Annotated in this window: 10 protein-coding genes; 6 read left to right on the top strand and 4 right to left on the bottom strand. The window is 70.9% G+C overall.

The features are described from left to right. Window positions 1–24 precede the first annotated feature (24 nt). Window positions 25–1128, bottom strand: a complete 1104-nt coding sequence (mraY, locus tag AB0B20_RS17225) for a phospho-N-acetylmuramoyl-pentapeptide-transferase (protein WP_357385741.1) — start codon at window positions 1126–1128, stop codon at window positions 25–27. A 210-nt stretch (window positions 1129–1338) separates the two neighbouring features. On the opposite strand from mraY, the gene AB0B20_RS17220 reads away from it, so the two are divergent. Both AB0B20_RS17220 and AB0B20_RS17215 read left to right on the top strand, forming a co-directional pair. Further along, the gene (locus AB0B20_RS17220) at window positions 1339–1548 is read left to right on the top strand and encodes a hypothetical protein (protein ID WP_357385739.1); all 210 of its coding nucleotides are present in this window, start codon (window positions 1339–1341) and stop codon (window positions 1546–1548) included. Window positions 1549–1637: 89 nt separating this feature from the next. After that, window positions 1638–2444 (top strand): aminoglycoside adenylyltransferase domain-containing protein, encoded by an 807-nt coding sequence (locus AB0B20_RS17215; RefSeq protein WP_357471676.1) that lies wholly within the window; start codon window positions 1638–1640, stop codon window positions 2442–2444. On the opposite strand, the gene AB0B20_RS17210 is transcribed toward AB0B20_RS17215, so the two are convergent. Both AB0B20_RS17210 and AB0B20_RS17205 read right to left on the bottom strand, forming a co-directional pair. After that, on the bottom strand, window positions 2441–3709 hold the full coding sequence (locus AB0B20_RS17210) for an MFS transporter (protein ID WP_357471673.1): 1269 nt from the start codon (window positions 3707–3709) through the stop codon (window positions 2441–2443). The genes AB0B20_RS17215 and AB0B20_RS17210 overlap by 4 nt on opposite strands. Before the next feature lie 47 nt (window positions 3710–3756). After that, window positions 3757–4620, bottom strand: coding sequence for an aldo/keto reductase (locus AB0B20_RS17205; protein WP_357385733.1), 864 nt, complete (start codon window positions 4618–4620; stop codon window positions 3757–3759). 87 nt (window positions 4621–4707) lie between these two features. Between AB0B20_RS17205 and AB0B20_RS17200 the strand changes: the two genes are divergently transcribed. Continuing rightward, a complete protein-coding gene (locus tag AB0B20_RS17200; protein ID WP_357385731.1) occupies window positions 4708–5121 on the top strand; it encodes a nuclear transport factor 2 family protein in 414 nt (137 codons plus the stop codon). Window positions 5122–5129: 8 nt separating this feature from the next. Here the strand turns inward: AB0B20_RS17200 and AB0B20_RS17195 are convergent, their stop codons facing one another. After that, the gene (locus AB0B20_RS17195) at window positions 5130–6107 is read right to left on the bottom strand and encodes an aminoglycoside phosphotransferase (protein ID WP_357385729.1); all 978 of its coding nucleotides are present in this window, start codon (window positions 6105–6107) and stop codon (window positions 5130–5132) included. A 459-nt stretch (window positions 6108–6566) separates the two neighbouring features. Here AB0B20_RS17195 and AB0B20_RS17190 point away from each other — a divergent pair, with 459 nt between their 5' ends. The 3 genes from AB0B20_RS17190 to AB0B20_RS17180 form a co-directional block, all read left to right on the top strand. Then, on the top strand, window positions 6567–9713 hold the full coding sequence (locus AB0B20_RS17190; protein ID WP_357471670.1) for a hypothetical protein: 3147 nt from the start codon (window positions 6567–6569) through the stop codon (window positions 9711–9713). Window positions 9714–9969: 256 nt separating this feature from the next. After that, on the top strand, window positions 9970–11307 hold the full coding sequence (locus tag AB0B20_RS17185; protein ID WP_357385725.1) for a hypothetical protein: 1338 nt from the start codon (window positions 9970–9972) through the stop codon (window positions 11305–11307). Then, window positions 11300–13824: tetratricopeptide repeat protein (locus tag AB0B20_RS17180; RefSeq protein WP_357471667.1), on the top strand; the 2525-nt coding region annotated here is incomplete at its 3' end. The genes AB0B20_RS17185 and AB0B20_RS17180, both read left to right, overlap by 8 nt.

Below are 13824 nucleotides of genomic sequence, written 5' to 3'. Positions count from 1 at the left end.
CCGGCGTCTCCTGTCGCTCCGCCGCTATCCCACAGCCGCCAGGAAGTCCGAGTAGAACAGGCCCAGGCCGGCCGCGACGCAGACTCCGGCCACGATCCAGAATCGGACCACGATGGTGGACTCGCTCCATCCGGCCAGCTCGAAGTGGTGGTGCAGCGGCACCATCCGGAAGACCCGCTTGCCGGTGGTCCGGTACGAGACGATCTGGATCACCCAGGTCGTGGTGATGATGACGAACAGCCCGCCGATCAGGATCGAGAGCAGCGTCGTACGGGTCACCACCGCGAGCCCGCCGATCAGGCCGCCCAGCCCGAGCGCGCCCACGTCCCCCATGAAAATCCGCGCCGGGGACGTGTTCCACCACAGGAAGCCCACGCAGGCGCCGGCCGCCGCGGCCGCGATCATGGCGATCTCCAGCGGATCGCGGACCTGGTAGCAGTACTCGTTCACGCGGGCGTACCCGTCGTCGGCGCACCAGTGCCGGTACTGCCAGAAGCCGACCAGCGAGTACGCGCCGAGCACCAGGATCGACGCGCCGGTGGCCAGGCCGTCGAGGCCGTCGGTGAGATTCACACCGTTGGACATCGCCGTGATCACGAAGATGAAGACCAGGACCGCGCCGACCTTGCCGACATCCAGCCAGCTGATGTCGCGGATGAGCGAGATGTGCTCACTGGCCACGGTCTGGCCGTTCGTGCTCGGCACGTACAGCGCGGCCACCCCGAACCCGCCGCCGACGAGGGCCTGCCCGAGCAGCTTGCCCTTTGCGGACAGCCCGTCGGAGTTGCGCCGGCGCACCTTGAGGAAGTCGTCGAAGAAGCCGACCGCGCCGCAGAAGACGAACAACCCGAGCAGCACCAGGGCCGTCATGGTGGGCCCCTCCTGCGCGATCTGCCGTTCGGGCAGGGTGGTCAGGGCGAGGTGCCCGGCGACGTACGCGAGGACCGTCGCCACGATGAAGACGACGCCGCCCATCGTGGGCGTGCCCACCTTGCCCTCGTTGCTGGCCAGCCCGATGGACCGGATCGGCTGACCTGCCTTCAGCGCGCTGAAGACGCGCACCGCCACCGGCGTACCGAAAAGGGAGATGACGAAGGCGACAGCGGCCGCGACGATGACCGCCCTCACCGGCGGGCCTCCGCGAGATCCGGGTTCCGCACCGCGTCCCCATCACCCTTCCCGACCGGCGCGTGACGTGCCGACCTGAGCCGCCGGCGCTGACGGATCTTCGCGAAGTCATCGATCACGACACCTGAGCTTGCCATCCGGCGGCGGAGGGGGCAGCCCCGCGACCGCCAGCACGCCGAAGGTGGCGCGTATGCCGTAGCGTCAACGAGCATGAGAACGATGCTGGTGTCGCTCGCGGTGGTCGTGGTGACGGTGCTGGCACTCGTCGTCTTCGTCGCCCGGCGCGACCGGACGAGGCGCCCGTCGGACGAGGATTCGGCTGCGGTCCGCCGGGCCGGCGCCGACCAGCACCGGCACGATGCACAGCGTCAGGCCGGGGCGGGCATCGCGGAGCGGCACCGCAATTCGCCGAGCGTGTAGGCGCGGCCCGCGGATGATCCGCGCGGCAAAGCGTGCCGGATCGGTCTACTCGGTGGCGGCACCGGCGGTGCGTGGCGCAGGATCGCCTGGTGGTCCTACCCGACATGGTTCTGGCCGACCTCCGCGAGGCGTGGTGCCGTGCGCTTGCCGACCGGCTGCGCGGCCTCTACCTGCACGGCTCGCTCGTGGCAGGGGACTTCGCCGCCGACCGCAGCGACCTCGACCTGCTCGCGGTACTCGCGAGCGACCCGGACGAGAAGCTCCTCGGCGTACTCGCCGGGCTGCACGCGGACCTCGACCGGCGGCACCCGCAGTGGGCGGGCCGGATCGAAGTGGAGTACGTGTCACTGGACGCGGTCCGCGACGTCGGCGGCCGGGACCACCTGATCGCCCGGATCAGCCCCGGGGAGTCGCTGCACCTGCTACCCGCCACCACCCACCGCGTCGTGACCTGGGCCGCCGTACACGACTACGGCCGTACGCTGCTGGGACCCCCTGCCGACGAACTGCTGCCCGCCGTCGAACCCGACCGCGTCCGCGCCGCCCTGCTGGACCACGTCCGTGACTGGCCCACCTGGGTGACCCAGATGACCACGCCCGGAGCCCAGGCGTACGCGGTACTCACCCTCTGCCGCGCCTACCAACGTCTGCGCAACGGCCGGCAACTGTCCAAACGGCAGGCCGCCGACCAGACCGCCACCGCCTGCCCCCGCTGGGCCGACCTCGCCGTCTGGGCCCGCGACTGGTGGTACGACTCCGGCCAGGACACCGACCCCGGCCGGGCCGACGACGTCCGGGACTTCGTGCACGGGGTCAGCGCCGCCATCCTGGCCCCGACCGATGGTGGGCAGTGGCGCGGGACGGACCGCGACGCAGCGCCGAAGCCGCCGGGCTAGCCGGCCACGACCGGCTCCGGACGCGTCCGTTCACCCCATCGGACGACCGCCGGGGCGACCAGACCGACCGCGACGAAGACGGCGCCCATCAGCAGCCAACCGGGGGCGCCCCAGGCGATGCAGAGCAGGCCCAGGACGGAAGGGGCGGCGACGTTGGCCAGCCCCGCGCCGAGACCGGCGACTCCCGTGTACTGCCCCTGCGCGTGTGCGGGCGCGAGGAGGAACTGCAACTCGAGCGAGCCCGCCGTGTGCCACAGCTCGCCCACCGTGTGCGCGGCGACTCCCAGCGTCATCAATGCCACGGCGAGCCATCCGGGCATCGTCGACGTGGCGGCGATCAGGGCCATCCCCACCAGGAACGCCAACCCGGAGCGACGGATGGCCCGCCCGGCCGCCGGACCGGTGTCGATCCCCCTGCTCGCCCTGACCTGGAGCGCCGCCACGAGAGCGGTGTTGACGAGCACGGCCGCCCCGACGAACCAGCGCGGAGCGTCGGTACGCGAGATGATCCACACCGGCAGCGCGAAGACCAGCACCTGGCCCTGAATTCCCATGACCGCGTCGAGCACGGTGACGGCCATGTACGGCTTGTCCTTCAGTGCTATCCAGCGTCCGCTCGTGCGGGGTACCGCGATGGGCGGCAGTGAGGGCAGCCGGGTGATGACGGCGGCGCACGCCACGAAGCTGACGGCGTTGCCGACGACCAGGGTCAGGTAGGCGGCGCGGGTGTCCAGTTGCACCGCGGCGCCGGCGACGAGGGCACCGCAGGCTCCGGCGAGGTTGGCAACCGAACGGAGGTAGGCGCGGAACTGGGTCAGGTTCGCGCCGCCGAAGCCGCGCACCAGCGGGCCGCGTGACGCCCCGCCGGCTGACTGGGCGAGCTGGTTGAGGCAGACCAGGACGACGAACGGCCAGAACGTGTGGACGAAGACGAGGGCGGCCGTGGTGGTGGCTCGGACGACAAGCGTCAGCAGATAGATCTCGCGCGGGCCCCGCCGATCGGCGAGATGCCCCGTCGGGATCCCGGCGAGCATCCCGACGAGCGCCGCGATGCCCATCCCCAGGGCCACCTGCGCGAGGGGAAGCCCGACGGCGCGGGTGAAGAAGAGCACGGCGCTCGTCATGAAGACGCCGATTCCCACCATGTTGACGAAGGTCGCGACGGCCAGGACGCGCCGAGGGCCGCGCTCGGGGACGAGTCCTCGAGCCGCCAGCCAGGAGCCGCGCGGCGGAGGAGTGGAGTGGGACGTGACCGCTGCCCGCAAAGGGGGAAACCTTCCGTCGAGGGTCGTGGACTCCTGGCGGGGCGCCGCTAGTCGAGGCCGGCCAGTTCCTCCGGCGACAGGCGCAGCGCCCCGGCGGCTAGGTTCTCGACCAGATGGTCGGGGTCGCCCGTGCCGGGGATGGCCAGCATGTGCGGTCCGCGGCTGAGGGTCCACGCGATCCGCACCTGTGCCGGCGTCGCCCCGTGGGCCCGGGCGACGGCCGCCACCGCCTCGTTCGTGGCCACCCCGCCGGCCTCACGTCCGTCGCCGGCGATCGCGAAGAACGGCACGAAGGCGACGCCCTGCTCCCCGCAGGTGCGCACGAGCTGGTCGTGCACGCGCCGGGTGTCGACGCCGTACGGGTTCTGCACGCAGACCACCGGGGCGATCGCCTGTGCCTGCGCGAGGTGCTGCGGGCGGATGTTCGACAGGCCGAGATGCCGGATGAGGCCGGCGTCGCGCAGGTCGGCCAGCGCGCCGAAGTGTTCCGCGACCGACTCCAGCCCGTGCTGGCGCAGGTTGACCACGTCCAGGTGGTCCCGGCCGAGCTGGCGCAGGTTCTCCTCGACCTGTCCGCGCAGTTGGTCGGGGCGGGCCAGCGGCAGCCACTCTCCGGACGGGTCGCGGCCCGGCCCGACCTTCGTGGTGATGACCAGGTCGTCGGCGTACGGCGAGAGCGCCGTATTGATCAGCTCGTTGGCCGAACGCAGCGGCGAGAAGTAGAACGCCGCCGTGTCGATGTGGTTCACCCCGAGTTCGACCGCCCGGCGCAGCACGCCGATGACGCGCTCGCGGTCGCTCGCCACACCGCCCCTGCCGGTCAGGCGCATCGCGCCGAATCCGATCCGGTTGACGGTCAGGTCGCCGAGAGTCCAGGTACCTGCGGACGCCGCAGTGATTACGTTAGGCACCGGGCGAACCTAGCCACCGCAGATGACCTGCACAGCCGGTCATCTGCCCGATACCGCTCCCCGGAGATCGCTGTTAACTTATCTACAGTGAAGGACGATGGTTTTCCCGTTGGGAACGGCGACGCGGACAGCACCACGGTCGAGGACTTACGCACCGCTGAACGGCGTCTTCAACAAGCCCAGCTGTCCTCCGACGTTGCGGCGCTGGATCGGTTGATCGACGACCGCCTCGTGTTCACCGGGCCGGACGGCCGGCTCTACTCCAAGCAGGACGACCTGCACGCGCACCGGTCCGGCCAGCAGACGATGACCCGGGTCCACGAGGAGGACCTGGCGGCGCTCGTGGTCGGCGGCACCGGGGTGACATGGTTCCTCGGCACGCTGGAAGGCACCCTTGCCGGCGAGCCGTTCCTCGCCCGGGTCCGCTACACGCGCACATGGATCCTCGACGAGGACGAGGGGTGGCGCCTGCTCGCGGCACACGTCGGTCCGGCCGACTGAGGTCGCCGTCAGATCGCGGCGAGCGCCTTGTTGATGTTCCACTCGGCCAGGTCCAGCATCCACTTCCGATCCGGGAAGTCGGTGTCCGCGATCCGCAGTGGCCCTTCGATCAAGGACAACGTCTGCGCGTACCGGTACAACTCCAGCCGGTGGGGATCGAGATCGACCGGCCGAAGCGCCGGATACGTCTCACCGAAGCGCATCTGCAGCCAGGCGTGATCCCATTCGACATCGAAATACGCCAGCCCTTCGAAATCGATCATGACGGCCTCACCAGCCGGTGTGACGAGCACGTGATCCGGGCCGAGCTCACCGTGCACCAGCCCGTACTCCTCGCGTGCGGTGACCGCGCCCCTGAGGTGGCGTACGTGGGCGGCGACCCGGTGATGGGCGTCGGCCAGCCGGGCGTCGCGGGCCGCGGCCACGTCGAGATGGCCGAGCGCGCGGTCGACGATCACGTCCTCCGGGCGTCGAGCCTGGGACGCCTCACCCCGGCCGACGTCCGCGACCTTGCCGTAACGCGGGCCGAAGGCGGTGTGCATGCGACGCAGGGCGTCACCGAGCGCGGACAGCGGCGTGGCGGCGGCGGCCCGGTCGTGCTCCAGTAGCGCCTCCAGCCGCAGCGCGCCGGCGTCCTCGACGAGCGCGATGTCGGCGTCGAGGTGCCGGCGCTCCCGGTCGATCATCAGCAGGTGCGGTACGCGCACTCCCGCAGCGGTGAGCGCCGCGTGGCCGGCGGCGAAGAGATCCGCGCCCGAGGCATCGGTGAACGGGTCGTCCGGGACGGCCGGCGACGGTGGCCAGTAGTTCTCGTCCGTGGCCCACACGTACAGCATCACTGTTGTCCGGTCGTCAAGCCGAAGCCGGTAGACGCCCTTCTTGGTGCCGCCGGTGAGCCGGTCCAGGGCAGCGAGCCGCCGATCGGAGCCGAACTGTTCCGACACCAGGCCGTGCAGGTCATCCGGCCGCAGGAACCTACGCGTCATGGCCGCCTCTCCTCAGACCGAGGCAACCAGGCTGCCAGGCCGGGCGGCGGCACACAACCAAGTTGACGCACCGGACGGGCGGGGTCACGTCAGCCCCGGTTCACTCGGACACCTCCGGGCACTCGCCGAATCGGCCAGCGCGCCCGGGGCGACGGCCGGCGGTGGGGTGAGGCGGGGCGTCCGGGTGTACTCGGAGCAGGTCGGATAGGAGTTCTTCACATGGGCCGGGATGTGGTCCGGCGAGGTGTCGGTCATGCCGGGCAGTCAACCGGCATGCCGTCCCGGCCCGCCAGGGGCACCGGTCCCGGGCGACGCGGGACGGCGACACCCCACCGCGCGGTTGAGCGGCGGCGTCCGGCGGGTGCGGGACATCCACCCCTGGCCGGCGGGACGCACGCGGCCACAGGCTGCGCTCTGCGCTCACCGCCCGGTGGCGCGGAGTGATCCGGAGGAATCCCAGTGGGTGTGATGGTGTGGGCTCCCCGCCGCCGACGGCGATGGAGAGCACTTGTCGCCGCGGTCGTGGCGGCGGTGGTGGTCGTGTCCCCGACGCCGGCGGTGGCGGCTGAGGCGGTGGACTACGAGGCGGCGAAGTTCCACGACGGGGTGTTCGCCGCGTACCTGCGGGCGCACAACGGCGGCGTGGCGGGCCTGAAGAACCTGGTGGTCACCGCGGAACTGCTCGACTGGCGGGGCCGCAACGCCGGCGCGTCCCGCGACGACGTGGTGCGGCACCTGGTCGCCACGCGGCAGGCGGTCAACGCGGCGGGCATCTCCGACACCACCGCCCGCACCACGTACGCCACGGTGATCAAGCTGATCGACGCGCTCTCCGGCGTCCCCGGTGTCAGCATCGGAGCGCCGATGGTCAAGGGGCTGCTGGACGCCACCGTCGGCGGCACCATCACCGCCTCGGCCGAGGTCGAGGACGCGGTGACCAGCGCGTACCAGAACTACCGGTGGATGGATGCGCTCTACGCGCAGCAGGAACGCGCGTGGGGGCAGCTCACCCGGGCGGCGGCGCAGGACGCCGACCTCGCGGCGGCCTGGGACGGGGAGATCGGCGCGCAGCTCAACGTGCGCTCCACCGCGACCACCGAGCAACTGCTCGCCGACCCGCTGCTCGCCTCCTACGTCAACACCGAGGCGATCCTGGAGCACCTGGGCAACGAGCAGGCGTACCTCGCGGAGCTGCGCACGGAGCTGCGCGGCGCGTTGGAGAAGGTCGCCGAGCAGAACGCGGAGGTCATCAAGAAGCTGGCCGCCGCGGACCTGAAGTATCCGATCGGGCCCGGCCCCAAGCCGACGCCGCAGGACTACACGGCCGCGCTGGCCGAGGCCGCCGGCCGGCAGGTGGCGATCGACGCCGCCGAGTCCGCGGTGACCATCCTGGCCACGCTCGCCGGGTTCGCCGACGAGAAAGCCGGCAAGGAGGTGCTGGCGATCGGCAAGGCGGCGGTCGGCATCGCCACCGCCATCAACAAGTACCTGCCCACTGTGGCCGGTCTCAGCCTCAGCGACGCGATCGGGTCGCTGAGCACAGTGGTGCTGACCGGTAACGTGCTCGGCGCCGTGATGACCCTGCTGCCGATGTTCATGGGCTCCGGCCCGAGCGAGCACGAACTGGTGATGCAGGAGATCGGCAAGCTGCGCGAGCAGGTCGGCGAGCTGCGTACCGAGATGCACGAGCGGTTCGACCGGGTCGAGGCGATGCTCTCCGCGATCTACGACGACATCATGTCGGTCCTGCTGCGGATGCGCGACGACCTGAGCGGCGTGATCCGCGACATCGACGCGATCAAGCAGCAGATCTACGGCCTGGAGACGAAGGTCGACCAGCTCAGCCTCTCCATGCAGGAGGCGCTGAAGAAGAGCGCGCTGAACGACACCGAGTTCGTCATCAACACCTACGTCGGATACAAGGCGCGCACCGGGCGTCCCCTCTCGGTGGCCCAGTACGACGAGACGGAGGGCCGGCTGTTCACCTCCGCGACCTCCACGGCCGCGGGAGCGCCCTTCGTCCTCACGCCGGCGGAATGGTCGCAGTCGACTGTCGATCCGGTGCGGGTGCTCGACGAGAAGAGCCCCTACGGCGCCATCGACTACCTGTCCTACCTGGCCCGCACCTGGGATCCGTCGTACCCGGCCACCACGAAGACACCGCACGCCGGGGTCTGGACGATGTCGACGCGGCCCTTCACCGCCCTGGCGCTGGAGAACCCGGCGCTGGCCGGCGACATGACCGGCGACGACTCCTTCGCCGCCCGGATCGGCCGTTCCGGTCAGCAGATCGTGGACGCCTCCAGCCGGTTCAGCCGGCCCACCCCGGACGGGCACCGCAACGCGTTGTTCACCGGGCTGGTGGACAACTACAGGACGGCCGTCAACGCCCAGTCCACCGAGCTGCGCAAGCTGCGCGACTCGGTCACCAAGGGGGGATACAACCCGTGGTACGGGCCGGACCAGATGCCGCCGACCCGGTTGACGAACACCCGCTCGTACTGGACCGGCCAGCAGCCGCGTGCCTACAACGGGAACGGCACGATGGCCGGGTGCGCGCCGTTCAGTCCGCTGCCGGCCGTACGCATCCCCGCCAACGTGCGGCTCGCCGACCTGCCGAGCGCGTTCCAGTTGCTCGCCCACGGCACGAAGGAGCAGTTCGAGCCGCACTTCCGGATCTGCTACGACGCGGAGCTCGTCAACCACCGGACCACCACCGGGCCGCGCCTCGAGACCACCAGGGCGGACCTTCAACTGACTGTGCACGCCCAGATGAGCGTCAACCAGGGCAACTTCTGGATGGACGTACGGACGTGGCGCAACACGAAGAGCGCCGGCATCGTCTGCTCGTGGAGCACCCGGGACAACCCGCCCACCGGATACTGCTACGACGAGGTCTACTACATGACCTACGACGACGAGTCGGTGCACCTGCCGGCGTTCGAGGCGGGTGCCGGCTTCGCCGACAACCCCGAGCGGCTGACCATCGCGCGCCACCTGGCCGACCGGATGCTGTGGGGCAAGCAGAAGGAGTACTACCAGGTGGTCAACCGGAAGTTCGCGGACCCGACCTCGGATCTCCGCTCGGCCGCCAAGGACGTCACGAAGGCGTTCCGGCTGCTGCAGGCGTACACCAAGCTCGGTTTCCCGGTGGCGCTGGACTCCGACGCGTCGCTCAGCGCGTACCTGCTCGGCGGCAACCTGCTGCCGAGCGACTACCGCCACCCCGGCGCGCCGGTGGGGCGGGAACTGCCGGACACCCACATCAGCCGGGCGTACACCATCGCCGAGTCCGACTACGCGCCCTGCACGCAGGCGACGCCCGGCGACCCCTGCCCCGACACCATGTCGGAGATCGACCCCCGGGTCGGGCAGGCGCCCATCTTCGGACCGTCCTGCTCCGGCGCGGACAGCCCCGGCTCCCCCAACGAGTATCTGGGCAACTGCATCCACGCGGTCGCCATCGAGCGGGCCGGTGAGCTGGCGGCGATCTACGAGACGTACTCGCAGCGCCTCGCCGCGAACGTCTACCGGGAGCGGCTGCCCGAGGTCGCCGCGGTGATCGACCAGCTGCGGGTCAGCGGGAAGGCGGTCACGCAGAGCTGAACCCCCGGGGGTGGCGGGCCGGTCGGAATCGACCGGCCCGCCGCCTGTTCGGCCTGACGGCAGGGGTACGTAGTGAGGCACGGCAGGCGGTCCCCGTGTCGGAACCACGACTCGTTCTCCCGGATCATCGCCACTGCCACGCAAATACACTTCACGTCACTGATCGGACCGCCGTCAATCTCGATCATCGAGGCGGAAGGGCAGACACTTGCAGCGACACCCCGTTACGGATCTCGTCGTGGTGGTTCCGGGCATCATGGGCAGCGCTCTGGCCAGAAATGGCGATCCGGTATGGGACGTGTCGCCGGCCGCCGGTTGGCGAGGACTGGTGAGCGCTCTCGGCTCAGTCGCCGCGCTGCGTCTGCCCAGCGACATCGGCGACGAGCATCCGGGAGACGGGGTGGTTGCCGTCGACGTTCTGGGTGGGGTGCACGTCATCCCCGGCGTGTGGTCTCCGGTGGTCGGTTACCGGCGGTTGGTGCGTTGGCTGCGGCAGCGGTTCACCCTGGACCCGACGGAGGCAGGCCGTACGGGCAACCTCGTCGTCTTCCCCTACGACTGGCGCCTGTCCAACCGGTACAACGCCACAGAACTGGAGCGGGTGGTGGTGCCGGCGCTGGAGCGCTGGCGCGGGGCCGGGCATCCACAGGCCCGGCTGGTGTTCATCTGCCACTCCATGGGCGGCCTGGTGGTCCGGTACTTCCTGGAGGTGCTGGGCGGGGCGGCGATGTGCCGATCGCTGGTGACCATGGGCACTCCGTACCGGGGTTCACTTCCGGCACTGCGGTATCTGGTGGACGGGCTGAGGGTGCGGGATCGGGAACTCGCGAGGCTCACCGCCCTGGCGCGAAGCCTGCCCTCGCTGCATCAGTTGGTGCCGACCTATGCCTGCGTGGCCCAACCGGACGGGCTGCAGTACGTGCGGGATGTTCCCGTCGAAGGTCCGGACAAGGCCCTGCTGGCCGATGCGGAAGCCTTTCATCGTGAGATCGCGGACGGCGTTCGCGATCGCTGTGACACATCCCCGTACGAGATTCACCCGATCATCGGTTTCGCCCAGCCCACGCCGACCGTCATGCTTCCCGACGGCGACGGATATGTGTGGTCGAATGAGATCGACGGGCAGGACGAGGGCGGCGACGGCCGGGTGCCGTTCCTGTCCGCCGTGCCGCCCGAGCTTCAGGGCAAGGGGCCACGGGAGCGGGCCCACCTGCAGGCCCACGGCGCCCTCCCGGACGACCGGGGCGTACGTGAGGGGATCGAGTTCGCCCTCACCCAGATCCGCCGGTTCCATCGCGGCCCGAGTGACCCGCGAGCCTTCGGGGTGCGGGTGCCGGAGATGGTGTCGCCGGGTGAACCCCTCACGGTGACCGTTACCGCCGACAGTGACGAGCTGGCGCTGGCGGTGACGATCACCGATGCGTACGCCACCGCAGCACCGCCAGCGGTGACCATGGCCAACCGCGGCCAGGGCCGTTACACCCGCGCCGTCGGAGGTCTCCCACCCGGTCTGTACGAGGTGGCTGTGGCACCCCGAGGCGGCGGGCAGCCGGTGACCAGGCACGTGATGGTGTGGGACGGCCAGGATGGATGACCAGGGGCCGGCACGCTACTTCCTCGGTGTCGCGGTGGAGGACTACCTCCCGGTGTCGGGGCAGCAGCCGCTGGACGGGGCGCGGGACCAGATGGACGCACTGGCCGACAGGCTGGGCGAGTTCGGTTTCCGGACCACCCGGATCGATGACCCGCGCCACGAGAGCCTGCCGGGCCAGCTCGCTGCCTGGCGGGCAGCCAGCGTTGCCGCGGGCCAGCCGGCAGCGGCGTTGGTGGCCTGGTCGAGCCACGCGAGGAAGGACGACGACGGCCAGCTGCATCTGCTGGCCATCGACAGTGACCCGGCCTTCTCCGACACCAGTTACGAGCCGCGGAAGCTGGCCGAACACGCCCGAGCCGTCGCCGACCAGGCCCTGATCGTGCTGGACACCTGCTACGCGGGCGCCGGGACGGTCGAGGTGGCCCGAAAGACCATCGCCGCGTGGGCCCGCCAGTCACTGCCGCCGGGGCGCCGAGCCTGGCTGGGGGTGCTGGCCGCCGCGCAACCCGACGAAGAAGCCGACGGGCAGGGCCTGCTCGTCGATCAGCTCACCCGGTTGCTCACCGACGGGCCGACGGGCGCCTACCGCGCCCAGTGGGCAGTGCGTACCAGAGGCATCACCGGAAGTGACCTGATTCAGGCCGCACTGCGGGAATGGCCGGACGACTGCGGCCAACGTCTGGTGGATGTGCAGACTGGTGACGCACTGCCCGTGTTCCACAACCCCCGATGGCGGCCCACCAGCCGGCCGGAGCTGGTGGAGCATCTGGTCCGAGCGGCCCAGGGCGGTGACCGGCTCGACGAGGGCTGGTTCTTCACCGGCCGCCACGCCGTCCTGACCGACATCGTCGGCTGGCTCAGGCAGCCACAGCCCGGCATCTACACGGTCACCGGCCCGGCCGGCTGCGGCAAGTCAGCCGTGGTGGGACGCATAGCCGCCCTGTCCGACCCGACGCGGCGAGCGGACCTGTTTCGACACGCGCCTCTCGACGCTGAAGACGCCGACCCGGGCACCGGCAGCGTCGATGCCGCCGTGCACCTGCGTGGACTGGACGTGTCAGCCACCATCACCAGCCTGGCTCACGACCTCGGCCTGGCGCAGCCGGCCACACCCGCCGAACTCGTCGCCGAGGTGTCCCGGCTGGACGTGCCCCCGGTCATCGTCCTGGACGGTCTGGACGAGGCGGCACCAGCTCAGGCCGGCCAGTTGCGTATGGATCTGATCGAGCCACTGGGCCGGGTGGCCAAGATCCTGCTGGCCACCCGGGCCCGAGCCTACGAAGCCCGAATCGCCGACGGGCGGGAGACCACCGAGCAGGGTGACGCGGCGTTGACGATGGTCCCGCAGAGCAGCAGGGTCTTCGACCTGGCGGCGGAGTCTCACGCCGAGCAGGACATCGCCGACTACGCACGGCGACGCCTGGCCGGCGGTGGTCACCCCGACGAGCAGGTCGACCTGGTGGCTGCGGAGATCGCCCGGCGCGCGGTCGGCGACGCCGGCGGGTTCCTCTACGCGCGTATCGTCACCGGCACCCTTGCCCGGCGCATGCTGAACCCCACCCGGCAGGGCTGGGCCACGCTGCTCGGCGGGTCGATCACCGAGGCGTTCGCCGCCGACCTCGCCACCGTCGACCCGATCGAGATCGAGGGCAGGCCGGTCCCCGCGGCCGGCGAGGACCTGCTGCGGGCGCTGGCCTGGGCGCAGGGGCGTGGACTGCCGGCGGGCGAGCTCTGGCAGCGCATGGCCACGACTCTGGGAACGACAGGCGTCGCGTACGGGCCGGACGTGGTGGACGCGGTCCTCGAGCGCTACGGCCGCTACATCGTCGAGGACGAGCAGGACGGACGAGCCGTCTACCGGCTCTACCACAGGGAGTTCGTCACCCATCTCCGTTCGGTGACACAAACGGTGGCGGGCCGCCCCACGGCGGAGGTGGCCGCGGAAGCGGTCCTCCGGCTGCTGCTCGAGCAGACAGACGACGGGCGACGGCCCGATCAGGCCGATCCCTACCTGCGACGCTACCTCTCCGCCTACGCCGTGCAGGCCGGCGCGCAGGGTCTCGCCCCGCTGCGGCGGCTGGCCGAGGCCAACCCCGACGCCTGGCTGCCCGACCTCGCCTCGTCCCTGAACAACCTCGGCAACAGGCTCGCCGAGGCCGGGCGACGCGAGGAAGCCCTCGCCCCCACCGAGGAAGCCGTCACCATCCGGCGGCGGCTGGCCCAGAACAACCCCGACGCCTGGCTGCCCAACCTCGCCTCGTCCCTGAACAACCTCGGCGTCAGCCTCGCCGAGGCCGGGCGACGCGAGGAAGCCCTCGCCCCCACCGAGGAAGCCGTCACCATCTACCGTCGGCTGGCCCAGACCAACCCCGACGCCTGGCTGCCCAACCTCGCCGCCTCCCTGAACAACCTCGGCGTCAGGCTCGCCGAGGCCGGGCGACGCGAGGAAGCCCTCGCCCCCACCGAAGAAGCCGTCACCATCCGGCGGCGGCTGGCCCAGAACAACCCCGACGCCTG

It is taken from the genome of Micromonospora sp. NPDC049151, from assembly GCF_040648395.1.
Classification (GTDB): Bacteria; Actinomycetota; Actinomycetes; order Mycobacteriales; family Micromonosporaceae; genus Micromonospora.
The sequence above is the reverse complement of the archived record's forward strand: the minus strand, read 5'-3'. Positions and strand labels throughout refer to the sequence as shown.